This window comes from Oceanidesulfovibrio marinus (assembly GCF_013085545.1).
GTDB lineage: Bacteria > Desulfobacterota > Desulfovibrionia > Desulfovibrionales > Desulfovibrionaceae > Oceanidesulfovibrio > Oceanidesulfovibrio marinus.
Genome location: NZ_CP039543.1, coordinates 1,138,399 through 1,162,723 on the forward strand (window position 1 = coordinate 1,138,399; position 24,325 = coordinate 1,162,723).

Genomic DNA, 24,325 nt, shown 5'->3' on the forward strand with positions numbered 1-24,325 from the left:
CGTACAGACTCTACTCCGATTCCCGCGTCGTGCAAGGGGAGGGTTCGTGTAGAAGGGCTGGTTCGCACGCCGGAGCGCGTGACCAGAGGCCGAACGCTGCGAGCAGATCACAACGCCGGATACGGTGTATGGAGGAACGACATCAGCGGCCGGCGACTGTTGTCCAGCTCCGGATGGTCTCGTAGTGGTTATCGTGGTTGCGGATGGTCCACCAGATGGGCTCCTGATTACGGATCTGGAACCCGTCGCCGGCGAGCAGCCGTTCCAGATTGTCCCGGGCCCGGCCGGCGAACTCGCCCTTTTCTGTTCCGCCCAGCCAATCCTCGGGCGGGCATATCTCCTCGGCCCAGGAGAATGGATCGGCGATGAGCAGCGTGCTGCCGGATTCCACGGCCACGCGGAAAAGCTCGTGCACATGATCCAGGGGACGGCAGATCTTGTCCAGCAGGTTCAGGGAGCTCAGGGTCTTGAACGCGCCGGCCGGGAACGGCAGGGCCATGGCGTCCGCCACGATGAACTCGGCCACGCCCTGGCGCAGCCTGTCCGGCAGCTCTACGGAGAACTCCCGGGTCAACCGTCCTTCAGTCACGATCCGGCTGTCGATCCGGCCATTTTTCCAAAGCTCGCGCGACGTGCGCACGAACGAACGCGAAAAGTCCACGCCAACGGCAAAGCCGCATCGGGCAGCCAGCTCCATGGTGATTCGGCCCATGGCGCTGCCCGCGTCCAGGGCCGGCGCCTCGCCGTCCTGCAGCATTCCGGCCCAGGAGGCGTAAGCATCGCAGGCATGATCCTCCGCCGTGATGTCGCCGAAGTGGGTCCACAGATAGCTGCCCAGCGCGGCCGCTGTCTCGTAGCGAAGCTGCGCCGCCGAGGTCACACTGTTCTGGGGCAGAACAACGGCCGTGCCGTCCGTGATGTTGTGCGTGTGGGAGCACCTGGGACATTCGAGATGACCGGACAGGATATCGTCGTCCTCGCGCACGGCGCCGCCCTGCAGGCGCAAGGGAACTTCACCGGGCAGACAATCCGGGCACATCAGGAAATCAAGAAGTCGCGCATGCATGATCAATCACCTTCCAAGACTATTTATCAAATAATTACAGGTCAATATAAGTTAGTGAACCATTTTTCTCAAGCGCATCGTACATGAATATTCCGTGTTGTCACAAGGGGCATGAATTTTCGAAGCGACTTAATAAATTTCACAGACGATTGACCCGGCGCTCGTGCATCGTCTACGAAAGTATATTGGACATGATTCCGTCCCTATTTGCGCAGAGGAGAGCAAGACATGGCCCAGGAGCAGCACGGATATCCCCCCATCGACGAGCACGGCGTGATTGGCGACCTGAAGACCGTGGCCCTCGTGAACCTGGACGGCGCCATCGACTACATGTGCCATCCCAACTTCGACTCCCCCACTGTCTTCGCCTCCCTGCTCGACGCGAAAAACGGCGGCGCCTTCAGCATCACGCCTCAGCTTTCCGGGCTGCGCCGGCGGCAGATGTATCTGCCGGATACGAACATCCTCATCTCCCGCTTCCTGGCCCCGGAGGGCGTGGCCGAGATCTCCGACTTCATGCCTGTGGACAGATCCGGCCGGGTCATCCGCCGGGCCAAGGCCGTGCAGGGCGACATCCGCTTCTCCCTCTCCTGCACACCGCGGCCGCACTACGGGCGCTCCGTGCCGCAGGTGACCATCTACCACGACTGCGCCTACTTCGAAACGCACGGCGAGGGCGATGACGAGTACGCTGTCTTCCGGATCAACACACCGGTGGAGCTGACTGAGATCCAAGGCGGCGTGACAGCCGAGTTCACCCTGAAGGCCGGCGACACGGCCTTCTTCATCTTCGAGCGCGTGGAGGTGAGCGGCCACGGCCCGGAGTACGACGAGAACTACGTGGTCCAGGCGTTCAAGGACACGTCGAACTTCTGGCGCGACTGGCTGGCCCGGTCCACCTACCGCGGCCGCTGGCGCGAGATGGTCCACCGCTCCGCCCTGGTGCTCAAGCTGTTGACTTCGTACGAGTACGGCTCCATCGTGGCCGCGGCCACCTTTGGCCTGCCCGAGGAGCTGGGCGGTATACGCAACTGGGATTACCGCTACACCTGGGTGCGCGACGCGGCCTTCTGCCTCTACGCCCTGCTACGGCTCGGCTTCAAGGACGAGGCCATGGACTTCTTCCACTGGCTCCACCGCCGCACCGCCGCCTGCCACCAAGACGGCTCCATGCAGGTCATGTACGCCATCGACGGGTCCAACGACCTTGCCGAGAGCTCGCTGGAGCACATGGCCGGCTACCAGAGCTCCCGGCCCGTGCGCATCGGCAACGGCGCCTACGATCAGCTCCAGCTCGACATTTACGGTGACCTGTTGGACGCGGTCTATCTTGCCTCCAAGCGCAACGGCAGCCTGCACCACGCGTTCTGGCTGCGGCTGGTGCAGACCGTGGAGTTCGTTTGCGAGCACTGGCAGGAGCCGGACGAGGGCATCTGGGAGGTCCGCGGCGGCCGCAAGGAGTTCCTTTCCTCCCGATTCATGTGCTGGGTGGCCGTGGACCGCGCCATGCGCATGGCCGCCAAGTTCTCCCTGCCCGCCCCGCTGGAGCGCTGGCGGATGGTGCGCGACGAGATCAAGCGCGATGTCTTTGCCAACTTCTGGGACGAGGATGCCGGAACATTCGTGCAGTACAAGGGCTCCAGGGCTGTGGACGCCTCCACCCTGCTCATGCCGCTGGTCAAGTTCATCAGCCCCACCGATCCCTACTGGCTGTCCACCATGCGCGCGATCAAGAAGCGGCTGCTCTCGGACTGCCTGGTGAAGCGCTACGACAACGCGGATGCGCCTGTCGACGGTCTGACCGGCTCCGAGGGAGCCTTCACCACCTGCTCGTTCTGGTATGTGGAGTGCCTGGCCCGGTCCGGCGACGTGAAGATGGCGCGCCTTTTGTTCGAGAAGATGCTCTCCTACTCCAACCACCTGGGCCTCTACAGCGAGGAGCTTTCCACCAGCGGCGAGCACCTGGGCAACTTCCCCCAGGCCCTGACCCACCTTGCGCTCATCAGCGCGGCCTATGCCCTGAACGAAAGTCTCGAAGGCGAGAACATCGCCGAAAGCACGCATCGCGGCGAGGAACCGGCTGCCCGCACATGACCTCCTCGGCCGTGGCTTTTTCCGGCCCTGAACACGACAAAACGCCCGCCCGCGAAACATTGCGGACGGGCGTTGCGTACTTGTCCAGAAATATACGCGGCTACCTGGCTAGCTTGGTGGCTATCTCCAGCAGATGCTTTGTCTGGAACGTCACGCCGGCCATCTCGTTCTGTGAGGGCATGCGCGAGCCGTCCGGCCCGGCGATGGTGGATGCCCCGTAGGGCGAGCAGCCCGTAATCTCGGTTACACCTTGCTGCCCGGCAAAGGAGTATGGCAGGCCCACAATCACCATGCCCAGGTGGAGCAGCGGCACATGGAAAGTGAGGATGGTGGACTCCTGCCCGCCGTGCTGCGTGTTGGAGGAGGCGAACACCGTGACCGGTTTGCCCACCAGCGCATGCCTGGTCCACAGCCCGCTGAGGTGGTCGATAAAGGCCTTCATCTGCGCGGGCATGTTGCCGAACCGCGTGGGCGTGCCGAAGATGATGGCGTCCGCGTCCTCCAGATCTTCCGGCCGGGCCGTGACCACATCGGCCATCAGCTTCTTGGCCTCCAAAGCGCCCATCTTTTCCAGCACTTCATCCGGCAGAGTTTCGGGGACGCGCCGCAGCTCCGCGGTCCAGCCGTCCATTTCCCGAACGGCGGCCGCGGCTGTGTTGGCCATGGCGTGGATGTGTCCATACATGGAGTAGTAGACAATATACGCTTTCATTGCAGTTCTCCTTGAATGCAAAGACGTTGGTATGCAATGCCGCCCGTGGTTTCGGTAGCGACACTGGATTTCAATCTCCAGCTATACACCACATACCAGGTCCCGGCTACCACATCCGGCGATTCATCAACCTGCATCCTCCATGACTAGGTCAGGAGCCATTCAGATTGGGCAGCAGGAGCTCCGCGGCAAAGCGTTTGGCAACCTTGGCGTTGTTGTCTGCCAGCTTCCGGTGCAGCTCGTCCAGGGTCGGCGCAGTCTCATTGGTGTAGATGCTGGCCGAGACACGCAGATAGACGTCTCCCGCCAGAAGATGCAGAACGCCGTCCGAGGACTGGACAAATGCGTCGTCTCCCAGGTCCGGGACTTCTTCGATCTCGGCGCCGGCATTGTTCAGCGCTTTCTTGTGCCTGTTGAAGGCCTCGGCCGCCGTGTCCAGGCCCGGAAAGCCGGCCTCGGCCAGAGTCAGCGGCTCCACCACGGAAACGGCCAGCGTATCCGGAGATCGCCCGGCGCGTTCCTCTTCCGGAAGCTCGACAGCATACTCGCACCGCGTGTAGGGAGGGATGCCGTACACGAAGGAGAACTTCGTGGTGAACGGCTTGCCCAGGAAGGTTTCAACCTCCTCCGCCGACGCGATGGCGCAGGGATCGATCGTGTAGTGGTAGACGTCGCCGGAGACCGTGACCTCCTTGGCGTCCTTGGGCAGCGGCGTATTCTTGGAAGACGCCGCCTCCTCCGCCGGCTTCTCCTGCGACTCACCCTGCTGCGCAGGGGCCTTGTTCTCGCTTGTATCCGTCGGCGTATCGCCGCCGCATCCCACCGCAGCCACAAGAAAAACAAACACAACGACCCAGACGACGCTACGTACCATTTTCATGACCACCTCCCTGGATTGTCATATCGTGCCGAGCACGCATTCCGGTTATGTGCTCACTTGCTCCGTTCCTTGATGACCACGCCCGGGCAGCGGAACGATATGCCCTGAGACGAACGCGTGGAGATCATCACCGACTCCAGATGCGCCGCAGGAACTGGCCTCTGGGCCTCCCAGGCCACCACGAAGTTCGCGCCGGAGCCGCCCGTATCGTCGCTCTCCGCCACGAGGTACTCCTTCGTGGCCATGGGCGGCACCACCACCGGCAGCTCATCCATGGCTCGCACCAGGTCACCGGAATCGTCATAGTACTCCACGCTGGTGATGATTATGGGCTCGATGGGCGAGACATTGCGGATGGACAGAAGCACCGTGAGGTTGAACGGGCGGTTCAGGGAGCCCTGGTAGATATGCGAGTACGCCGGTACATAGACGGTCTGGCCGCTCGAAAGGCTGCGCTCCTCGGCCATGCTACCAACCGCGGTGAGCACGAGAAACGCCGCGGCAGCCGCCAATGTTATGAGACAATAGAACGCCGGATGATTGCGATGGAAGCTCATGGTTTTGCTCCAGGATATCGGAAAGTTGCGGGACCGCCACACCCTACCTTGATTAAACGCCGACGGCCAGTATCCAGCGGAAGTCGGAGCAGCGTCTCCGCGTCCGCCGGGAGCCCTGATTTGCGAAATATTCTTCACATTTTGTCAAAGCCGACGGCCAATATTAACAAATTCGTTATAAAATTTGACCAACCTCAACCGCGAAACCCGCGACAATGACGAGAATGGTAACTTTGGAACGAAATTCGCTCTGCAAACACATTCCCGGCTACATGGTGCGCCGGTCCGGCGCCGCCGTCCGCGCCGTCTCGACCGCAGCCGGGAATACAACCTGGGAGAACAGCTCATGAGCTTCGACTGCGTCATACGCAGCGGCACCTGCATCACAGCCTCCGATACCTTCCGCGCCGATGTCGGCATTCGGAATGGGAAAATCGCGGCTATCGGCACGGACCTTTCCGGCACGCGCGTCATCGACGCCGCCGGAAAGTACGTCATGCCCGGCGCCGTGGATACCCACACCCACCTCGACATGCCTTTTGGCGGCACTGTCGCCAAGGACGACTTCGAAACCGGCACCATCGCCGCCGCATTTGGCGGCACCACCGCCGTCGTGGACTTCTGCATCCAGTCCAGGGGCCAGTCCCTGCAGCAGGCGGCCGATACCTGGCACGCCAAGGCCGAGGGCAAGGCCGTGGTGGACTACGGCTTCCACATCGCCATCACGGACATGACCGACGCCGTGCTCGCCGAGATGAAGACCATGATCCACGCCGGATACCCGAGCTTCAAGGTCTTCATGGTCTACGACTTCCGCGTCTCCGACACCGTGCTCATGCAGGCCCTGACCCAGGCCGGGGAGCACGGCGGTCTGGTGTGCGTGCACGCCGAGAACAACGATGTCGTAACCTCCCTTATCCATAAACATCTTTCAGAAGGCAAGACCGCGCCGCGTTATCATGCCCTGTCCAGACCGCCGCTGGCAGAAGCCGAGGCCACGGGACGGGCGTGCAAGCTGGCGCAGATCACCGGCGGCCCGCTCTTTGTGGTCCATCTGACCTGCAAGGCTGCGCTCCAGGAGGTAAAGCGCGCCCGCCGCGCCGGCGCATCCGTCATGGCCGAGACCTGCCCGCAGTACCTGCTGCTCTCGCAGGACAACTACGAGGAGCCTGGCTTTGATGGCGCGAAATACGTGATGAGCCCGCCGCTGCGGCCAAAGGAGAACCAGGCTCCTCTGTGGCAGGGCCTTGCCAGCGGCGATCTGGTCAGCGTTGCCACAGACCACTGCCCCTTCGACTTCCACGGGCAGAAGGACATGGGCGCGGACGATTTCTCCAGAATTCCCAATGGTGCGCCAGGCATCGAGCCGCGTCTGGCCCTGATGCACGAGTTCGGCGTCAACGCCGGCCGGTTCGCCCTGAACAAGCTCGTGGCGCTCTGCTCCACCAACCCGGCCAAGGCCTTCGGGCTCTACCCGCACAAGGGCTCCCTGGCCATCGGCGCGGACGCGGACATCGTGGTGTTCGATCCCGACAAAAATGTAACCCTCTCCACTTCCGTGCTCCATGAGAACGTGGACTACACCCCGTACGAGGGCGTACAGGTCACGGGCTGGCCTGTAGCCACCCTCTCCCGCGGGGAGGTGGTCTGCATGGACGGCAGGCTGGAGGCGAAACCAGGGCGCGGCCAGTTCATCAGACGCGGCGCGCCCAGTTTTCTATAACACGGGAACATTTCTAGGGATCTGCATATACAAGGAACGACATCATGTACGATATTCTGAACACCATGGCCCACGACGTGCGCGACGATGTGATCCGATTCGCGCAGCAGCTCGTCCAGACCCCTTCCATCTCCGGACAGGAGGAGGCGCTGGCCCAGCTCACCGTAAAGACCATGAACGAGCTCGGCTACGATGAAGTATTCGTGGACGACATGGGCAACGTGGTCGGCATTGTGAAAGGCGAGGGCTCCGGCCCCAACGTGATGTACAACTCCCACATGGACCACGTCTCTCCGGGCGAGGAGTCCAACTGGGAGTACCCGCCCTACGGCGGTGTGGTGGATGGCGGCTATATCCACGGCCGCGCGGCCAGCGACGTGAAGTGCGGCATGGCCTCGCAGATTTACGCCGGCCACCTGATCAAGAAGTCCGGCATCAAGCTCCAGGGCGACTTCATCTACACAGGCGTGGTGCAGGAAGAGCCGGCCGAGATGTTCGGCATGCGCTGGCTCATGGACAGAACCTTCAAGGAGCGCGGCATCACCTTCGATGTGATGATCTCCTCCGAGGCCACGTCCATGGACCTCTACCTGGGCCACCGCGGACGCGCCGAGCTGGAGGTGACCACCTACGGCCGCACCAGCCACGGCTCCGCTCCCTGGCTGGGCGTCAACGCCGTGTACAAGATGATGCCCGTCATCGAGGCAGTGCAGAAGATCGCCGAAACCCTGCCCGAGGACGACTTCCTGGGCCGAGCCACCATCGCCCTCACCATCATAGGCTGCTCGCCGGGCGCGCTCTCCATCATTCCGGACAAGTGCATGGTCAGCCTGGACCGCCGGCTGGTGCGCGGGGAGGAGCGCGAGGACTTCATCGGCCCCATCCAGGAGATCATTGACGACCTCGCCGCCAATGACCCGGACTTCAAGGCCGAGGTGGCCCTGCGCACCGTGGAGGAGACCTCCTACCGCGGCGTTTCCGACATGTGCGAGAAGTACATGCACGCCTGGGCCATCGAGAAGGACCACCCCATGGTGGAGAAATGCGTACTCGCGCTCAACGCCATCGGACAGAAACCGGGCTTCGGGCGCTGGGATTTCGGCACGGACGCCAGCTACGTCACCGGCGTGCTGGGCATTCCTTCCATCGGCTACTCGCCCATGGAAGAGCACTACGCGCATACGCCCAAGGACCGCTGCTCCATCGAGAACATCATCAAGGCGACAGCCGGCAACGCAGCCATCGCCTACGCCATTGCTGGCTAAGGGATCAAAATCATGGACCAAACTATGCAGGAAGCATACGACCTGGACCGACAATACGTGCTCCACTCCTGGTCCGTACAGGGCAAGCTCTCGCCCAAGGTTATCAGCAAAGGCGAGGGCATCTACTTCTGGGACGGCGAGGGCAACCGCTACGCCGACTTCGCCTCCCAGCTCGTAAACCTGAACCTGGGACACAACCACCCCAAGGTCGTCGAGGCCATCAAGAAACAGGCCGACGACATGTGCTTCATCGGGCCGCAGTTCGTGGCCCCGTCGCGCTCCAGGCTAGCCAAGAAAATCATCGACCTTCTGCCCGACTCCTTCGGCAAGTGTTTCTTCACCGTGGGCGGCGCCGATGCCAACGAAAACGCCATGAAGATCGCCCGCGCCTGCACCGGCAAGCAGAAGATCATAACCCGCTACCGCTCCTATCACGGCGCAACCTACGGCGCGATCTCCCTGACCGGCGATCCCCGCCGGCCTCCGGTGGAGCCAGGCGTGCCGGGCATTGTCCGCGTGTTCGATCCCTACTGCTACCGCTGCTCCTTTGGTCTCACGTATCCGGAGTGCGGCCTGCGCTGCGCAGAGAGCGTACGCGAGGTCATCATGTACGAGAACCCGGACACCGTGGCCGCCGTGTTCTTCGAGTCCGTCACCGGCTCCAACGGCATCTTCGTGCCGCCGGCCGGCTACATGGAGCGCATCGAGGCCATCTGCCGCGAGCTGGGCATCCTGCTGGTCTGCGACGAGGTGATGACCGGCTTCGGCCGCACGGGCACGATGTTCGGATTCCAGAACTTCGACATCACGCCGGACATCGTCACCATGGCCAAGGGCGTGAACTCCGGCTACATCCCGCTGGGCGTGGTCGCCGTGTCCAGCAAGCTCGCGAAGTACTTTGACGAGAACATGCTCTACTGCGGGCTCACCTACTCCGGCCACCCCATTGCCTGCGCCGCGGCCCTGGGCAACCTGGAGGCCATGGAAGAGGACAAGCTCGTGGACAACTCCTCGGCCATGGGCGCGCTCTTCAAGGCCGAGCTGGAGAAGCTCGCCAAGAAGCACGCGTACATCGGCGATGTCCGCGGCATCGGCCTGTTCACCTGTCTGGAGATGGTCAAGGACCGCGAGAGCCGCGAGCCTCTGACGCCGTGGAACGGTCCGGCCGGCCCCATGGCCCACGTCTCCAAGGCCCTGCTGGACAACGGCATCGCCGCCTATATCCGCTGGAACTACATTTTCCTCACGCCCCCCATCATCATTAATGAAACCGAGCTGATGGACGCCGTGGCGCGCATCGACGCGGCCCTTACCCAGGCCGAGCCCGCCATCGCCCAGGAGGTTCCATGATGTCCGGATTCATCTTCCAGATTCCGCCGCGCATCGTCTTTGGCCCCGGCTATGTGCAGAAAGTAGGCGAAGAGGCCAAGCGCTTCGGCTCCACGGCCATGGTCGTCACTGGCCGCACCGCCACCACCCGCTCCGGCGCGCTGGACGCCGTGGTCGCCTCGCTGGAGGCCGCCGGCCTGGCCGTGGTGAAGTTCGCCGAGGTGGAGTCCGACCCCAGTGTGGCCATTGTGGAGAAGGGCGCGGCTCTGGCCAGGGAAAAAGGCGTGGACGTGCTCGTGGCCCTGGGCGGCGGCAGCCCCATGGACGCGGCCAAGGGCATGGCCATCCTCATGACCAACGAAGGGTCGATTGCAAAGTACGAAAAGGAGCAGCCCGCCAACGCCGGCGCGCCCATCATCGCCGTGCCCACCACGGCCGGCACGGCCAGCGAAATTACCCGCTTCACGGTCATCACCGACCCCGAGGCCAGGATCAAGATGCTCATCACCTTTCCGGGCATCATCCCCAGGGTGGCGGTGCTCGATCCGGAGCTCACCGTCTCCATGCCGCCGGCCATCACTGCGGCCACTGGCATGGACGCCCTGACCCACGCCATGGAGGCCTACATCTCCCTCCGGGGCAACGCGCTTACCGCCGTGCAGGCCCTGGAGGCCATCGAGCTCATCGGCGACAACCTGGTGCGCGCCGTGATGAACGGCGCCGACATGGAGGCGCGCCAGAACATGCTGCTGGGCCAGATGCTCGCCGGCTTCGCCTTCAGCAACGCGTCCGTGGCCCTGGTCCACTCCATGAGCCGGCCCCTGGGCGCGCATTTCGGCATCCCCCACGGCACGGCCAACGCCATGCTGCTGCCCCCGGTCATGGCCTTCAACAGGCCGGCCTGCACGGACAAGATGGCCCGCGTGGCCATGGCCCTGGGCGAACCGGTGGAGGGCCTCTCCCTGCGGGAGGCCAGCCTCGTCGCCGTGGAGGCGCTGGACGCGCTGTTCATGGAGACCGGGCTGCCGCGGCGGCTCTCCAAGTTCGGCGTTACGGAATCGTCCATCCCTGCCCTGGCCAAGGACGCCCTGGCCAGCGGCTCCACAGCCAACAACCCGCGCGTGCCCACGCAGGACGAGATCGAGGGCATCTACGCCTCGATCCTTTAGGACCAGATTCGCATGGCAGATCTCCACGTCCAGTTCCTCGGGCACACGGTCCCCAGCCCGTTCCTGCTCGCCTCCGCGCCGCCCACGGCGTTCGGAGAGAATATCATGCGCGCTTTCGATGCGGGTTGGGGCGGCGCCGTGCTCAAAACGCTCAAGCCGGACGGCATGCTCATCGAGGATGCGCGGCCGCGATTCGCCGCGCTGCGCGACTCCCGCAACTCGGTGTATGGTTTCGAGAACTTCGAGCTCCTCAGCAAGCGCAGCCTTTCCGAGTGGGCGGCCGACATCGCCGAGATCAAGAAGCGCTATCCGGACAATCTGCTTATCGCCTCCATCATGGGCGACTCCATACGCTCCTGGCAGGAGATGGCCCGCCGCGTGCAGGACGCCGGCTGCGACATGATCGAGTGCAACTTCTCCTGCCCCCACGGCATGCCGGAGATAGGCGCAGGCATGGCCGTGGGTCAGGTGCCGGAGATCGCCGGCGAGATCACCGCAACAGTTCACGACATCTGCCGGGTGCCCCTCCTGGTCAAGCTTACGCCCAACGTGGCCGATCCGCGCCTGGTCTGCCAGGCCGTACTGGACGCCGGCGCCGACGGCGTAACCGCCATCAACACGGTGCAGTGCCTCATCGGCGTGGATCTCGACACCTTCCGGCCGCAGCCCGCCGTGGACGGTCTCTCCACCTACGGCGGCTACTCCGGCAAGGCGGTCAAGCCCATTGGCCTGCGCGTGGTCTCCCAGGCCGCCGCGACCATGCAGGAACGTAGCATGCGCCCGGCCGTCTCTGGCGTTGGCGGCATCTCCACCTGGCAGGACGCGGCCGAGTACATGCTTGTGGGCTCCACCACTGTGCAGCTCTGCACCGAGGTCATGCTCAAAGGCTTCGGCATCATCGACCGTCTGGCATCTGGGCTGTCTCAATATTTGGACGCCAAGGGCTTTGCATCCCCCATGGATCTTGTGGGCAAGTCCCTGCCCTGGCTCACCAGCCACGAAGCGCTGGCAAAGCACGCTCCCGTGACCGCTACCGTGGACCGCGACCGGTGCACGGCCTGCGGCGCGTGCGCCACCGCCTGCGCCGACTCCGCCTATGGCGCCCTGGCCATGAACATGGATGGGGACGCGCCCCGTCTCGAAATCAACAGAAAACGCTGCGACGGCTGCGGGCTCTGCACTGTAGTCTGCAAAACCGGCGCTCTCACAGTCTGAACCGGATATCCGGGCCGAGAACAAGGAGACGTTATGGATCTGGTCATCAAAAATGCACGACTGCCAGGCGCCGGCACGCTTGTGGATATCGGCGTCACCGCCGGCATCATACAGAAAATCGCCGCGCCCGAGAGCCTGCAGGCACCGCGGGTGATTCACGCCAAGGGCGGACTCGTCTCACCGCCCTTTGTCGATCCGCACGTGCACCTGGACGCCGCGCTTACCGCCGGGAACCCGCGCTATAACGAATCGGGCACGCTGCTGGAAGGCATCCGCATCTGGGGCGAGCGCAAACAGCGGCTGGACTACCACGACATCAAGAGCCGGGCCTACCGCGCCGTCTCCTGGATGGTGGCCCAGGGCGTGCTCTTCATCCGCACCCACGCCGACGTGAGCGAACCGTCCCTGACCACGGTCCAGGCCCTTACCGACCTGCGCGACGAGCTGCGTGGCATGGTGGACATCCAAGTGGTCGCCTTCCCCCAGGACGGCATCTACACCCACGATGACGGCGAGCGGCTCATGGAAGAGGCCATCGAGCTCGGCGTGGACGTGCTGGGTTGCATCCCCCACAACGAGCTCACCCGCGAGGACGGCGTTGCCTCGGTGGAGTACGTCATGGGCCTGGCCTCCGAGACCGGCATGCTCGTGGATATCCACTGTGACGAGACCGACGACGACCAGTCGCGCTTCGTCGAGACCGTGGCCGCCCAGACCATCAAGCGCGGCCTGCAGGGACAGGTGACGGCCAGCCACGCCACGGCCATGCACTCCTACAACAACGCCTACGCCGCCAAACTCATCGGCCTGCTCGCCCGGGCCGGTGTGGGCGTCATCACCAACCCCTTTGACAACTCCATTCTCCAGGCCCGGGGCGACTCCTACCCCAAGCGCCGGGGCATCACCCGTGTAGACGAGCTCCTCGCCGCCGGCGTCACCGTGGGCATCGGCCACGACTCCATCATGGACCCATGGTACCCCCTGGGCCGCGGCTCCATGCTCCAGGCTGCCTCCTTGCTCCTGCACCTGGCCCAGCTTTCCGGCCATGAGCAAATATTTGACGTGTTCCGGATGATTACTGACAACTCAGCAAAAATACTGAACATCAAAGAGCAGTACGGCATTGAGGAAGGAAAACCCGCTACCTTTATCGTGCTCAACGCGGACAACGAGCACGAGGCCATCCGGCTGACGCCCGAGTGTCTCTACGTGGTGCGCGACGGCCGCGTGCTCGCGCAGACCGAGCCGGCCCTCTCCACGGTGCAGCTCACGGCCGGCAAGCAGCTTGTGGACTTCAGCGCGCCGGCTCCCTCGGGGGCCGGGCCCGAAGCCGCGGCGGAACCGGACACAAGCGGAGAGTGATACGCCTTTGTCCAGAAAATTGGACGGCCACCATGTACGCAGCATACTGCCACCCGAAGATCGCATACAATGCAAAAAAAGCCGCTGCCGGAGCTTCCGGCAGCGGCTTTCCTTTTGAAAGAAGCTTGGTTGTTGCGCCCTAAGATTTTGGACGCTTGCAGAAGCCCATGGCCTGCGCGTGGGCGATCACCTCGCCCTCTTCGTTGCGCACCTCCACCTCGTAGGAGGCCAACGGTCCGCCCGATGCCGAGCGCCGCGCCGTGGCCGTCAGCACGCCTTCCACGCCCGGCCGCAGATAGGAGATAGCCAGGTTCACAGCCACACCTTGACCACCCGGCGCCAACTCGGCATTGATAGCCATGCCGAAAGCAGTCTCCGCCAGCATGAACACGGCACCGGCGCTGGCCGTGCCAAAGGGGTTGCGATGGCGGTCCTCCAGCGTCATCCGCGTCACGGCGTGGCCCGGTCTGGCCTCCACCACCTCGATGCCGCAGAGCTGCGCGAACGCATTGGCCCGGGCAAACGCCTCCAGATCGTCTCGCATGGTAATATCCTCCTGATACGGCGGGAGCATACGTCAACCGGACATAAACGAAAAGCCCGGCCAAAGCCGGGCTCCCCAAAAAACAAACGTTGTCTGGTGCTACTCGTCAACGATCATCATGACGTTGGACGCCTTGAAGAAGGCGCTGGCCTTCTTGCCCGGAGCCAGGCCCAGACGGTCCACAGAGTTGGTGGTGATCATCGATACAATCTCGTGGCCGCCGGCGATCTCCAGGACAACCTCGGAGTTCACAGGGCCGCGGGTGATTTCCTTCACCGTTCCGGGAATCGTGTTTCGAGCGCTCATTTTCATGGCACAATCTCCATTCGATAAGGGTTGTATAGAAAACTGGTATGTTATGCTTAGCATATCCCACGGCTATGTCCACTTTTTCCCGCGGATTTTCATACCCTCCCGCTGCATTGTGCGCCGCCGCCAACCACGCTATGGTCCGTGGACAAACGAACACGATCAGGGAGAGCTTCGACAATGATGGACAATGCCGAACAGAACATCGTCTTGGAAACACAGGCGCTGGAGCATCAGGGCACGCGCGTTCTCACATGCCTTCTTGCTGACGACGGCGTGTTCCCCAACAACGCGCTCCTGCCTCTTATCGTGTACAAACACGTCCTGGAGGACGTCGGCGACAGGGCCATCGAGTTCGCGCGGAGATTTGCGGAGCGAGGATGGTCGGACCGCTGGCGCGATGGCCTCTACCCTGTCCACCATTACCACTCCACCGCGCATGAGGTGTGGGGCTTCGCCTCCGGCATGGCCCGGATTCAGTTCGGCGGACCGAGGGGCGTTTTTCTGGAGCTGGAAGCAGGCGACGCCGTGATCATCCCGGCGGGCGTCTCGCACATGAACGAGACCAACTCCTCGGACCTGCTCGTGGTCGGCGCCTACCCGGACGGCTGCTTTCCGGACATCCTCTCTCCGGAGGAAGGCGACTTCGACGGAAACGACAGCGAAGACGACGACCGCATCGCCTCCATCGAGCGCATCGCGGCCCTGGAAGTCCCGGAGAAAGATCCGCTGTTCGGCTCCCGCGGCCTCATGAGGCAGCTCTGGAAAAAAGCCCGCTGACACGCCCGGGGTTGACGCTGCATCAATAGACCTCTATCGCTGGATCATGACAATATATAACAGGATACGATACCTGCTCTTCGCTGCCGCCGTCCTTCTTTTGGCGGCGGGTCCGTCCGCGGCCCAGACCACGGTCGATCGCGACACCCTGTACCAAGTCTCCACCATCGACGCGCTCATGGCCGGCGTGTACGACGGCTCCTTTACCTGCGGGGACATCCGCCGCCACGGCAACTATGGCATCGGTACGTTCCAGGCCCTGGACGGCGAGATGGTCGTGGTGGACGGCCATGTCTACCAGGTGGCCTATGACGGCAGCGTGCACGAGATGGACGACGCGGTGCGCACGCCTTTTGCCGCGGTCACGTGGTTCGAGCCGGACATCTCCTTTACGCTGCGGAACGTGGCCAGCATCAAAGAGCTGGAGCAGGCCATCGACGACCGCCTGCCCAAGAAGAACATGTTCTACACCGTGCGCGTGCAGGGCCGGTTCGAGTCGGTCACGGCGCGTAGCGTGCCGGCGCAGGAAAAGCCCTACCCGCCCCTGGCCGTGGCTGCCAAGAAGCAGAATGTTTTCCACCTCGGCCCGGCCGTGGGCGAGCTCGTGGGCTTCCGCTGCCCGGCCTTTGCCGAAAAGGTCAACGTGGTGGGCTACCACCTGCACTACATCGCCGCGGACAGACAAAGCGGCGGCCACCTGCTGGACCTCGCCGGCGGGCCCTTCACCGTGCTCGTGGATGAGACGCCGTCCTTTCACCTCGACGTGCCGACCAGCGGGCCTTTCCAGGAGATCGACCTCTCCGGCGACCGCACCAAGGCGCTGGAGGAGGTGGAGCAGTAGGTATATTTTCATTAACATGTTGCGCCCTTAGGACGAGCTCTCTGTTGGAGGATGATCCCGAAGCGCCAAGAGAAAACATCCGGCCACGTGAACGACCGGCCATGCTGCTGCCGCGTGTAATTGCAAAAAATTTTCACAGATTACAGTTGACATCCACCCCCATTACCCCTATCTACCTCAATGCGGATGCCATTGCGTCCGCCCTACTCCCTGGCGCGCGGTCTCCGCTGCAATTCCGTTTCGAATCCTGCCAGGCTTACCCAACCGATTCACTTAAGACCGATCTAGCGCGTCCTGAATTGGGCCGCAGCACCCCTTCCGACTTCCGCTGATCACCCCCGCCGTCCGGCGAGGCGCTTTTCGAGCGTCCGTGCGGTATTGTCGCGTGGGGTCTTGCAACTATTTGAGGTTATTCATTTGAGTTTCCAGAATTTTGATCTTGGCTCGATTATCGAGGCCAACATCCGCGACATGGGCTACACCGAGCCCACCCCCATCCAGACCCAGGCCATTCCCGCCGTCCTGGACGGCAAGGACGTCATGGGCCTGGCCCAGACCGGCACTGGCAAGACCGCGGCCTTTGTGCTGCCCATCCTCAAGCGCTTCTCGGCCAAGCCGGCCAAGGCGCAGCGCGGCGTGCGGCACCTGGTGCTCGCCCCCACGCGCGAGCTGGCCGAGCAGATCCACGAAAACGCCATCGCCCTGGGCCGCAACACCGGCATGCGCAGCGTCTCCGTGTACGGCGGCGTGGGCATGCAGCCGCAGATCAACAAGCTCCGCGCCGGCTACCAGTTCGTGGCAGCCTGCCCGGGCCGGCTGCTGGACCACATCCAGCGTGGCAACATCGACCTCTCCAAGCTCGAAACACTCGTGCTGGACGAGGCCGACCACATGTTCGACATGGGCTTCCTGCCCACCATCCGCAAGATCCTGGATCACCTGCCCAAAAACCGGCAGAACCTGCTCTTCTCCGCCACCATGCCCAAGGAGATCGAGGGCCTGGCGCGGGACATCCTCAACGATCCCGTCACGGTGCGCATCGGCCAGCTGGCCCCGGCTGAGACTGTGAGCCACGATGGGTACCTTGTGGACGACCACCTGAAGACCAAGCTGCTCATGGACCTGCTGCCGCGTCTGTCCGATGGCTCCGTGCTCGTGTTCACGCGGACCAAGCACCGCGCCAAGCAGCTGGCCCTGAAACTGGAAAAGTCCGGCCTTCGCTCCACCTCCCTGCAGGGCAACCTCTCGCAGAACCGCCGCAAGCAGGCCATCGACGGCTTCCGCGACGGCCGCTTCAGCGTGCTCGTGGCCACGGACATCGCGGCCCGCGGCATCGACGTCAGCCGCGTGTCCCACGTCATCAACTTCGACGTGCCAGACACGCCGGAGACATACACGCACCGCATCGGCCGCACCGGCCGCGCCACCCGCTCCGGCTGCGCGCACACGCTGATCACCCGCAACGACCGCTCCATGATCCGCGCCATCGAGCGCCTTCTGGGCGCGCCCATCAAGCGCTGCGAGCTGGGCGGCTTCGACTACTCGGAGCGCCGGCCTGCGCAGGGCAATGAAGGCGCCGATCGTCCCGGCCGTAGCAACGGCCCCCGCGGCGGGTTCCGTCAGTCCCGCGGCAACGGCGAGCGTACCCAGCAAGGCCGTCCGCGCCGCCAGGGCAACGACGCCGAAGCCCGTGAGGGAGCCGGCCGCAACCGCCGGCAAACGAGCGACGACAACCGTCAGGAAGGCCGCCCGAACAGGCAGAGCCGCAGCGACGAAAAACGCGAGAACGTAGGTCGCGCTGCACGCTCCGGCCAGCGTCCGCACGGCAAGTCGAACGCGGGTAAATCCAACGAGGACCGGCCTTACGGCAGGGCCGCCAAGTCCAACGGCGACCACCCGTACGGCAAGGCCGTAGGCGGCAAGTCCAACGGCGACCGGAGCTTCAACAAGCACTCCGGCGGCGACGCCAACAAGAACCGTTCGCGCTCCCGCAACCGCCGCGGCCAGTCCGCCTCGGCGCAGTAGCATCGCGAACCACTCCGCCCGGGAGCGCTGCTCCCGGCTGAGAACCTGACGCCTGATCGCGTCGGGAACTGCACCCATCCAAGGGGCTGCGGCACTGCCGTGGCCCCTTTTTTCGTGCCCCTTCCGCTTCCTCGGGCCGTCACCCGGTCCGCTCCAAAAACAATGTGGCGAACCCACGACTGCCCTGGTTCGCGCCTGCCTCCATCCCCAATGTGAACGCCTCTTCGTTACACAACCGCCCTTTTTGCGTAACGCGTCCGCAACACCCCGGGCGCATAAGTGATCGGATTCAGGGCTGTGCATCGCGCAGCCGCAATCCAGCTACTCAAGAACGGTGGGAAACGTGGGTTCAGTCCGCTTCGAGCAAGTCACCAAACGATTCGGTTCGGTCGAGGTCATCCGCAACATGGAGCTGTCCATCGAGGACGGCGAACTCGTGGTCTTCGTGGGGCCGTCCGGCTGTGGCAAGTCCACCATGCTCCGCCTGCTGGCCGGTCTGGAGTCCGTCTCCGAGGGCCGGGTGTACATCGGCGGGCGCGACGTGCACATGCTGGAGCCCAAGGAGCGCGACATCGCCATGGTCTTCCAGAACTACGCGCTCTACCCGCACATGACCGTACGGCAGAACATCGCCTTTGGCCTGAAGCTTTCCGGGCTATCCAAACCGGACATCGAACGCGCCGTGGCCGAGGCCTCCAGCCTGCTGGGCCTGAAGGAGCTCCTGGACCGCAAACCGCGCGAGCTCTCCGGCGGTCAGCGCCAACGCGTGGCCATGGGCCGGGCCATCGTGCGCAAGCCGCAGGTCTTTCTGATGGACGAGCCCCTCTCCAACCTGGACGCCAAGCTGCGCAACCACATGCGCGTGGAGATCCGGAAGCTGCAGCAGAGGCTCTCCACCACCATGATCTACGTTACCCACGACCAGGTGGAGGCCATGACCATGGCCGACCGCATCGCCATCATCGACGGCGGCGAGGTGCAGCAATTCGGCACGCCCCAGGAGGTCTACCACCGGCCGGCCAACATCTTCGTGGCCGACTTCATCGGCTCGCCAGCCATGAACTTCGTGCCCGCCAGCCGCACGGACGAACGCACTTTGACCATGCCCGGCGGGCTGTCTGTGGAGATACCGGCAGAACGCGCCGCGCAGATCGACGACGCCGACGAGGTTTTGCTGGGCATCCGGCCGGAGCACTTCCAGATCGCCAACGGCGCATCCGACGACCTGATTACCTGGAGCGCGCCGCTGGAGATGTGCGAGCCCCTGGGCGGCGAGCACCTGATCCACGCCGGCATGGGCGATTCCAAGGTGGTCGTGCGCGCCCCCGGCGTGTGGTCCGGCTGTGAGAGCGGCATGGTCCCCCTCGCTTTCGATCCCGAGCTTGCGCACATTTTCGATCCGGCCGGTCCCTGTCTCAGCCACGGCCGCGCCGCATAACGAGGAATCGGGGCGGCTCTCCCATGCGCACCCTACTTTTCGCAACAACCACGAACAGAACGAAAGAAAGGAGATGGAGATGATTCGCACGACAATCCGCATCGCGCTTGCCGGGCTCCTGGTGCTTGCCGCCGCCGGCCTGGCTTTTGCACAGGAGAAAACCCAGGTGACGTTCTGGCACGCCATGGGCGGAGCCCGCACGGCCTTTATCCAGCGCATGGTGGACGACTTCAACTACACCCATCCCACCATCGAGGTGAAGGCGGAGTACAAGGGCAGTTACCGCGACACACTGAACGCCGCCATCCTGGCCGCCAAGCAAGGCAATCCTGCGCAGATCGTGCAGATCTTCGAGGTCGGCTCCCAGCTCGCCCTGGACTCCAGCATCTTCATGCCCTTCGAGGACACCATCAAGCCCGACGACTACGCCATGCTCGACGACTTCGTGCCCGGCGTGGCCAACTACTACAAGTTCGACGGCAAGTTCTACTCCGTGCCTTTCAACTCTTCCAATGCCATCCTCTATTACAACAAGGACGTCTTCACGAAGGCCGGCCTGGACCCCGAGAATCCGCCCAAGACCTTTGACGAGGTGACCGCGGCCTGCAAGAAGATCGTGGAGTCCGGCGCCGCGCCGTACGGCATCTCCTTCCCCCTGCACTGCTGGCTGGCCGAGGAGTGGATGGCCAACCAGGGCGCTCTGCTGGCCAACAACGAGAACGGCCGCGCCGGACGCGCTACGGACATTCTGCTGGACTCCGAGCCCATGAAGAAGATCATGAGCTGGTGGAAAGAGCTCTACGACAACAAGTACTACGCCTACTCCGGCAAGCCCGAGGACTGGGACGGCGCCAACAATCTGTTCATCTCCGGCCAGGCCGCAATGGAAGTGACCTCCACCTCTGACGTGGCTATCATGCAGAACGCCGCGGCCGAGAACGGCTTCACCCTGGGCACCGGCAAGCTGCCTTCCCTCACCGACGACCCTGAAGGCGCTGTCGTGGGCGGTGCTTCCCTGTGGATGACCAAGGGCAACAGCCAGGAGGTGCAGGACGCCGCCAAGACCTTCCTCATCTGGTTCACCAACACCGAGAACGAGGTGCGCTGGCACAAGGGCACCGGCTACTTCCCGGTGCGCGTGTCCGCCGTGGACGTGCTGAAAGAGCAGAAGTGGTTCGAGCGCAACCCCGCCTTCAGCGCCGCTTTTGACCAGCTTCTGGACACCAAGCCCACCCGCGCCACCCAGGGCGCCCTGCTGCCTATCTTCCCCCAGCTCCGCACCATCGTGGAAGAAGCTGCCCAGAAGATCTTTGACGGCACTCCTGTGGACGAGGCCATGGCCGAAGCCGACAAGCGCGCCGACGACGCTCTGACCAAGTTCAACCGCGGCGTGCAATAACCACAACGACGCCAACAATACGAACAGGATAGGGGCGGTTCGCCGCCCCTGTTCCCAAGCAATATCCCCATGGAACACGCACCTGTATTCCCACGCCCCAAGCTCGCGCTTCTTCTGCTGTTCCCGACGTTCGTCATCCTGACGCTCTTCCTCTACTACCCCACCATCAAGACGTTCATCCTGTCCTTCTATCAGGTGCAATTCCTGGGGCTATCCAAATTTTTCGTGGGGCTGGAGAACTACCAAACCCTGTTCACCGATTCCGAGTACCTGCGCATTTTCCGCAACACGGCGGTGTTCGTGACGGCCACGGTCTTCCTGTCCATGTCCGCCGGGCTGGCGCTCTCCATGCTGGCCAATACCAAAGTTCGCGGCTGGCGCATCTACCGCCTGCTGCTCATCTGGCCGTACGCCCTGCCACCTGCTGTGGCCGGCGTCATCTTCCTGTTCATGTTTTCGGCGCAGGTGGGCATCGTCAACTACTTCACGGACATGCTTTTCGGCATCAAGCCAGACTGGCTCTCCACCCCGGCCCTGGCCATGAGCGTTGTGGTGCTGGCCGCCTCGTGGAAGGCTCTGGGCTACAATGTAGTGTTCTACCTGGCCGCGCTGCAGAACCTGCCCGGCGACGTGCTGGAGGCCGCGACCATCGACGGGGCCTCAGCCTGGCAGCGATTCTGGAAGATCACATTCCCCATGCTCTCGCCCATGACGCTGTTCCTCCTGATCATGAACACCATCAGCGCGTTCTTCGATTCCTTCGCATTCGTGGACCTGCTCACCAAGGGCGGGCCGGCCGGCTCCACCACGGTGCTCATCTACTCCATCTACCGGGACGGCTTCGAGTACTTCAAGACAGGCTTTGCCGCGGCGCAGTCGGTCTTCCTCTTTGCCATCGTGGTCATCCTCACCGTGCTGCAGTTCCGCATCTCGAAAAAGAAGGTGCACTATGCCCGCTAGCCTGCGCAGCTCGTCCTTCAAGTCCGCGGCCACGCATACTACGCTGATTATCGCGGTGGTCGTCATCGCCGCGCCTGTGCTCATGGCCCTGCTTTTTTCCACGCAGACCCCGGCGCAGATTTTCAGCTGGCCACCCAAGTTCATGCCCGGCTCGGCCATGGCCAAGAACTACCTGACGGCGTGGCACGACTACGGCCTGGGCCGCTACATGCTCAACTCCTTCTACATTTCCATCGCCGTAATGGCCGGCAAGACAGTGATCAGCTTCACCGCGGCCATGGCCCTGGTCTACTTCCGTATCCCGTTCAAAAGCTGGATATTCGCCTTTATCCTGCTCACGCTGATGATGCCCACGGAAATCATGATCGTGGCCCTGTTCGAGCTCGTGGCCGGCATCGGCTGGGCCGACAGCTACGCCGCGCTCGTCGTACCCTTCCTCGCCTCGGCCACGGGCACCTTCCTTTTCCGCCAGCACTTCATGCAGATTCCCACCTCTCTGCTGGACGCGGCGCGCATCGACGGCGTAGGCCCCTTCCGCTTTGCCTGGTCCATTCTGCTGCCCATGTCCTCCAACGTCATCGCTGCCCTCGCGGTTATCGAGTGGGTCTACATGTGGAACCAGTACCTCTGGCCGCTCATCATCATCCGCGAGAACACGCGCCAGGTGGTGCAAGTGGGCCTGCGGATGATGACCGCTGGGCAGGACGCCACCAACTGGGGCATCGTCATGGCCGGGGCCATCGTCACCCTGGTGCCGGCGCTGCTGGTGTTCATGCTGCTGCAGGAGCAGTTCAGCCGCGGCTTCGCCCTGTCGCAGGAAAAATAGTCTCTGGGACACGCCGCCGGGTTGTGGTATGAAGTTTCGATGCATCTGCGGAACTCCATCACGATAGGCCTGCTCCCATGAACGTTGTCCGGGTTGAGAACGCGGTGAAGCGTTTCGGCGATTTCGAGGCCGTGCGCTCACTCTCCTTTACCGTGCGGCAACGGGACTTCTTCGCCCTGCTCGGCCCCAACGGCGCGGGCAAAACCTCCATCATCCGCATGATGTATGGCTTCTCGCCCATCACGGCTGGCGAGGTCTCCGTATTCGGGCTGGATGTGCGCACCCATTGGCGCGAGATTCGTGGCCGCCTTGGCGTATGCCAGCAGGAGAACACCCTGGACCCGGACCTCACCGTGGAGCAGAACCTGCGGCTTTTCGCCAACTACTTTTCTATTCCGCGCAGCACGGCCCGCGCCCGCAGCGAGGAGCTGCTGGACTTCTTCGCCCTGGCCCACAAGCGCGACGCCAAGGTGATGGAGCTCTCCGGCGGCATGGCCCGGCGGCTCATGTTGGCCCGGGCGCTCATCTCCAAGCCGGAGCTGCTGATCCTGGACGAGCCCACCACCGGGCTCGACCCGCAATCACGTCACCAGGTCTGGGAGCGGCTGCGCCACCTCAAGGCCGAGGGACTCACCCTGCTGCTGACCACGCATTACATGGAAGAAGCCGAGTTCCTCTGCGACCAGCTGATCATCATGGACCACGGGCAGGTGCTTGTGGAAGGCTCGCCCAAGGAGCTCATTGCCGAGCACGTGGGCGGCTCCGTGGTGGAGATCGACGACCCGGACGAAGATGTGATGGCCTTTTTGCGCGATTCCGACCTCTCCTTCGACGCCCTGGAGCGGCGGGTGCTCATCTACGCCAATAGCCCGGACCTGGAGCACACCGTACGCGAGCGTTTCTGCACCCATGCCTGCACGTTCCGCCCGGCCACGCTGGAAGACGTATTCCTGCGGCTCACGGGCAGGGAGCTTCGCGAATGACCAACGTCCGATTAAGCGCCCTTTCCTGGCGCTTCCTCTATGTCTGGCGACGCAATCTGGTGACGTACCGCCGCATCTGGCGGGTGAACTTCCTGGTGCCGCTGCTGGAGCCGGGGTTCTACATCCTCGCCTTCGGGCTCGGTTTCTCCGGCCTGGTGGGCGGCGTGGACTACGCCGGCGCGCACCTGAGCTACGTTGATTTCATGGCACCGGCCCTGGTGGCCACGGCCGTAATGTGGAACGCCTTCTTCGAAACGACGTACGCCTCGTTCGTGCGCATGTACTACCAGAAGACCTTCGATGCGATCCTGGCCACGCCCGTCTCCCTGGAGGAGGTCGTGGTGGCGGAGATAGCCTGGGCCGCCACAAAAGCCGCCGGCGCCGTCACCGTGATGCTCGCGGTGCTCATGCCGCTGGGCTTCGTGCAGTTCCCCTCCGGACTGTGGTGCATTCCCCTGGCCTTTGTGGCCGGCCTGGGCTTCGGCGCCGTGGGCATGTTCTTCACTGGCGTCATCCCCACTATCGACATGTTCAACCTGCCGATATTCCTCTTCATCACTCCGATGTTTCTGTTCTCGGGCACCTTCTTCCCGGTCTCGGGCATCGGCCACTGGGCCGGGCTTGTCTCTCTGCTCTTCCCGCTCTTCCATCTGGTGGAGCTCACCCGCCTGGCCGCCTTGGGGCTCACGGAGTCCTACCCCCTGCTGAACATCGCCTATCTTCTCGTGTTCACCATGCTCTTCGGCTGGCTCGCGCTCTGGGCCATGAAACGCCGGCTCGTGGTATAGATCTCCGCTGACACAAAACGCATTGGCCGACGGCTCCGGCAATTGATGCTGCCGGCCTTC

22 protein-coding genes are annotated in these 24,325 nt (G+C 63.4%); 16 read left to right on the forward strand and 6 right to left on the reverse strand.

All coding sequences use genetic code 11. The features are described from left to right. Positions 1-142: 142 nt before the first annotated feature. Entirely contained in the window at positions 143-1,066 is a 924-nt protein-coding gene (locus E8L03_RS05110) for a methyltransferase domain-containing protein (protein WP_171266741.1), read from the reverse strand. A gap of 228 nt (positions 1,067-1,294) precedes the next feature. Between E8L03_RS05110 and E8L03_RS05115 the strand changes: the two genes are divergently transcribed. Beyond that, positions 1,295-3,160: a glycoside hydrolase family 15 protein gene (locus E8L03_RS05115; RefSeq protein ID WP_171266742.1), complete on the forward strand. Its 1,866-nt coding sequence runs from the start codon at positions 1,295-1,297 to the stop codon at positions 3,158-3,160. A 100-nt stretch (positions 3,161-3,260) separates the two neighbouring features. On the opposite strand, the gene wrbA is transcribed toward E8L03_RS05115, so the two are convergent. The 3 genes from wrbA to E8L03_RS05130 all read right to left on the reverse strand — a co-directional run bounded on the left by wrbA (position 3,261) and on the right by E8L03_RS05130 (position 5,309). Continuing rightward, positions 3,261-3,872, reverse strand: a complete 612-nt coding sequence (gene wrbA / locus E8L03_RS05120) for an NAD(P)H:quinone oxidoreductase (protein WP_171266743.1) — start codon at positions 3,870-3,872, stop codon at positions 3,261-3,263. Between the two features lie 151 nt (positions 3,873-4,023). Further along, a complete protein-coding gene (locus E8L03_RS05125; protein WP_171266744.1) occupies positions 4,024-4,752 on the reverse strand; it encodes a hypothetical protein in 729 nt (242 codons plus the stop codon). A 53-nt stretch (positions 4,753-4,805) separates the two neighbouring features. Next, entirely contained in the window at positions 4,806-5,309 is a 504-nt protein-coding gene (locus E8L03_RS05130) for a DUF3124 domain-containing protein (RefSeq protein ID WP_171266745.1), read from the reverse strand. A gap of 346 nt (positions 5,310-5,655) precedes the next feature. Here E8L03_RS05130 and hydA point away from each other — a divergent pair, with 346 nt between their 5' ends. Genes hydA through E8L03_RS05160 form a run of 6 tightly spaced genes read left to right on the forward strand, consistent with a single transcriptional unit; the run spans position 5,656 to position 13,372 of the window. Further along, positions 5,656-7,032: a dihydropyrimidinase gene (gene hydA / locus E8L03_RS05135; protein WP_171266746.1), complete on the forward strand. Its 1,377-nt coding sequence runs from the start codon at positions 5,656-5,658 to the stop codon at positions 7,030-7,032. A 44-nt stretch (positions 7,033-7,076) separates the two neighbouring features. After that, entirely contained in the window at positions 7,077-8,297 is a 1,221-nt protein-coding gene (locus E8L03_RS05140; protein WP_171266747.1) for a YgeY family selenium metabolism-linked hydrolase, read from the forward strand. A 12-nt stretch (positions 8,298-8,309) separates the two neighbouring features. Beyond that, positions 8,310-9,647, forward strand: a complete 1,338-nt coding sequence (locus E8L03_RS05145) for an aminotransferase class III-fold pyridoxal phosphate-dependent enzyme (RefSeq protein WP_144234798.1) — start codon at positions 8,310-8,312, stop codon at positions 9,645-9,647. Continuing rightward, on the forward strand, positions 9,644-10,795 hold the full coding sequence (locus E8L03_RS05150) for an iron-containing alcohol dehydrogenase family protein (protein ID WP_216367944.1): 1,152 nt from the start codon (positions 9,644-9,646) through the stop codon (positions 10,793-10,795). Before E8L03_RS05145 ends, E8L03_RS05150 begins: the two co-directional genes overlap by 4 nt. Before the next feature lie 12 nt (positions 10,796-10,807). Beyond that, on the forward strand, positions 10,808-12,010 hold the full coding sequence (gene preA / locus E8L03_RS05155) for an NAD-dependent dihydropyrimidine dehydrogenase subunit PreA (RefSeq protein WP_171266748.1): 1,203 nt from the start codon (positions 10,808-10,810) through the stop codon (positions 12,008-12,010). Between the two features lie 33 nt (positions 12,011-12,043). After that, positions 12,044-13,372, forward strand: a complete 1,329-nt coding sequence (locus E8L03_RS05160; protein WP_171266749.1) for a cytosine deaminase — start codon at positions 12,044-12,046, stop codon at positions 13,370-13,372. 139 nt (positions 13,373-13,511) lie between these two features. On the opposite strand, the gene E8L03_RS05165 is transcribed toward E8L03_RS05160, so the two are convergent. Together E8L03_RS05165 and E8L03_RS05170 are read right to left on the reverse strand one after the other, a co-directional pair. Next, the gene (locus E8L03_RS05165; protein WP_171266750.1) at positions 13,512-13,916 is read right to left on the reverse strand and encodes a PaaI family thioesterase; all 405 of its coding nucleotides are present in this window, start codon (positions 13,914-13,916) and stop codon (positions 13,512-13,514) included. Positions 13,917-14,015: 99 nt separating this feature from the next. Further along, positions 14,016-14,228 (reverse strand): TOBE domain-containing protein, encoded by a 213-nt coding sequence (locus E8L03_RS05170; protein ID WP_144234802.1) that lies wholly within the window; start codon positions 14,226-14,228, stop codon positions 14,016-14,018. A gap of 177 nt (positions 14,229-14,405) precedes the next feature. Here E8L03_RS05170 and E8L03_RS05175 point away from each other — a divergent pair, with 177 nt between their 5' ends. The 9 genes from E8L03_RS05175 (at position 14,406) to E8L03_RS05215 (ending at position 24,265) form a co-directional block, all read left to right on the forward strand. Beyond that, positions 14,406-15,005: a hypothetical protein gene (locus E8L03_RS05175; protein ID WP_208738209.1), complete on the forward strand. Its 600-nt coding sequence runs from the start codon at positions 14,406-14,408 to the stop codon at positions 15,003-15,005. A 46-nt stretch (positions 15,006-15,051) separates the two neighbouring features. Next, positions 15,052-15,846: an acetolactate decarboxylase gene (gene budA, locus E8L03_RS05180; RefSeq protein WP_171266751.1), complete on the forward strand. Its 795-nt coding sequence runs from the start codon at positions 15,052-15,054 to the stop codon at positions 15,844-15,846. Positions 15,847-16,263: 417 nt separating this feature from the next. Next, positions 16,264-17,871, forward strand: a complete 1,608-nt coding sequence (locus tag E8L03_RS05185) for a DEAD/DEAH box helicase (RefSeq protein ID WP_216367945.1) — start codon at positions 16,264-16,266, stop codon at positions 17,869-17,871. Between the two features lie 343 nt (positions 17,872-18,214). Beyond that, positions 18,215-19,309, forward strand: a complete 1,095-nt coding sequence (locus tag E8L03_RS05190) for an ABC transporter ATP-binding protein (RefSeq protein ID WP_171266752.1) — start codon at positions 18,215-18,217, stop codon at positions 19,307-19,309. A 79-nt stretch (positions 19,310-19,388) separates the two neighbouring features. Further along, entirely contained in the window at positions 19,389-20,708 is a 1,320-nt protein-coding gene (locus tag E8L03_RS05195; RefSeq protein WP_216367946.1) for an ABC transporter substrate-binding protein, read from the forward strand. 69 nt (positions 20,709-20,777) lie between these two features. Next, on the forward strand, positions 20,778-21,668 hold the full coding sequence (locus E8L03_RS05200; RefSeq protein ID WP_171266754.1) for a carbohydrate ABC transporter permease: 891 nt from the start codon (positions 20,778-20,780) through the stop codon (positions 21,666-21,668). Continuing rightward, a complete protein-coding gene (locus E8L03_RS05205; protein WP_171266755.1) occupies positions 21,658-22,494 on the forward strand; it encodes a carbohydrate ABC transporter permease in 837 nt (278 codons plus the stop codon). The genes E8L03_RS05200 and E8L03_RS05205 overlap by 11 nt, the downstream gene beginning before the upstream one ends. Before the next feature lie 77 nt (positions 22,495-22,571). Continuing rightward, positions 22,572-23,477, forward strand: a complete 906-nt coding sequence (locus tag E8L03_RS05210) for an ABC transporter ATP-binding protein (RefSeq protein WP_171266756.1) — start codon at positions 22,572-22,574, stop codon at positions 23,475-23,477. Beyond that, positions 23,474-24,265, forward strand: a complete 792-nt coding sequence (locus E8L03_RS05215) for an ABC transporter permease (RefSeq protein ID WP_144234809.1) — start codon at positions 23,474-23,476, stop codon at positions 24,263-24,265. Before E8L03_RS05210 ends, E8L03_RS05215 begins: the two co-directional genes overlap by 4 nt. The last annotated feature ends 60 nt before the right edge of the window (positions 24,266-24,325 follow it).

Bases quoted from the DNA above. Each gene is read 5' to 3' on its own strand.
- E8L03_RS05165 (WP_171266750.1), bottom strand. From the start codon at position 13,916: ATGCGAGACGATCTGGAGGCGTTTGCCCGGGCCAATGCGTTCGCGCAG.
- E8L03_RS05205 (WP_171266755.1), top strand. From the start codon at position 21,658: ATGCCCGCTAGCCTGCGCAGCTCGTCCTTCAAGTCCGCGGCCACGCAT.
- E8L03_RS05195 (WP_216367946.1), top strand. From the start codon at position 19,389: ATGATTCGCACGACAATCCGCATCGCGCTTGCCGGGCTCCTGGTGCTT.
- hydA (WP_171266746.1), top strand. From the start codon at position 5,656: ATGAGCTTCGACTGCGTCATACGCAGCGGCACCTGCATCACAGCCTCC.
- wrbA (WP_171266743.1), bottom strand. From the start codon at position 3,872: ATGAAAGCGTATATTGTCTACTACTCCATGTATGGACACATCCACGCC.
- E8L03_RS05215 (WP_144234809.1), top strand. From the start codon at position 23,474: ATGACCAACGTCCGATTAAGCGCCCTTTCCTGGCGCTTCCTCTATGTC.
- E8L03_RS05110 (WP_171266741.1), bottom strand. From the start codon at position 1,066: ATGCATGCGCGACTTCTTGATTTCCTGATGTGCCCGGATTGTCTGCCC.
- E8L03_RS05145 (WP_144234798.1), top strand. From the start codon at position 8,310: ATGGACCAAACTATGCAGGAAGCATACGACCTGGACCGACAATACGTG.
- E8L03_RS05150 (WP_216367944.1), top strand. From the start codon at position 9,644: ATGATGTCCGGATTCATCTTCCAGATTCCGCCGCGCATCGTCTTTGGC.
- E8L03_RS05130 (WP_171266745.1), bottom strand. From the start codon at position 5,309: ATGAGCTTCCATCGCAATCATCCGGCGTTCTATTGTCTCATAACATTG.
- E8L03_RS05115 (WP_171266742.1), top strand. From the start codon at position 1,295: ATGGCCCAGGAGCAGCACGGATATCCCCCCATCGACGAGCACGGCGTG.
- E8L03_RS05160 (WP_171266749.1), top strand. From the start codon at position 12,044: ATGGATCTGGTCATCAAAAATGCACGACTGCCAGGCGCCGGCACGCTT.
- preA (WP_171266748.1), top strand. From the start codon at position 10,808: ATGGCAGATCTCCACGTCCAGTTCCTCGGGCACACGGTCCCCAGCCCG.
- E8L03_RS05125 (WP_171266744.1), bottom strand. From the start codon at position 4,752: ATGAAAATGGTACGTAGCGTCGTCTGGGTCGTTGTGTTTGTTTTTCTT.
- E8L03_RS05170 (WP_144234802.1), bottom strand. From the start codon at position 14,228: ATGAAAATGAGCGCTCGAAACACGATTCCCGGAACGGTGAAGGAAATC.
- E8L03_RS05210 (WP_171266756.1), top strand. From the start codon at position 22,572: ATGAACGTTGTCCGGGTTGAGAACGCGGTGAAGCGTTTCGGCGATTTC.
- E8L03_RS05175 (WP_208738209.1), top strand. From the start codon at position 14,406: ATGATGGACAATGCCGAACAGAACATCGTCTTGGAAACACAGGCGCTG.
- budA (WP_171266751.1), top strand. From the start codon at position 15,052: ATGACAATATATAACAGGATACGATACCTGCTCTTCGCTGCCGCCGTC.
- E8L03_RS05200 (WP_171266754.1), top strand. From the start codon at position 20,778: ATGGAACACGCACCTGTATTCCCACGCCCCAAGCTCGCGCTTCTTCTG.
- E8L03_RS05140 (WP_171266747.1), top strand. From the start codon at position 7,077: ATGTACGATATTCTGAACACCATGGCCCACGACGTGCGCGACGATGTG.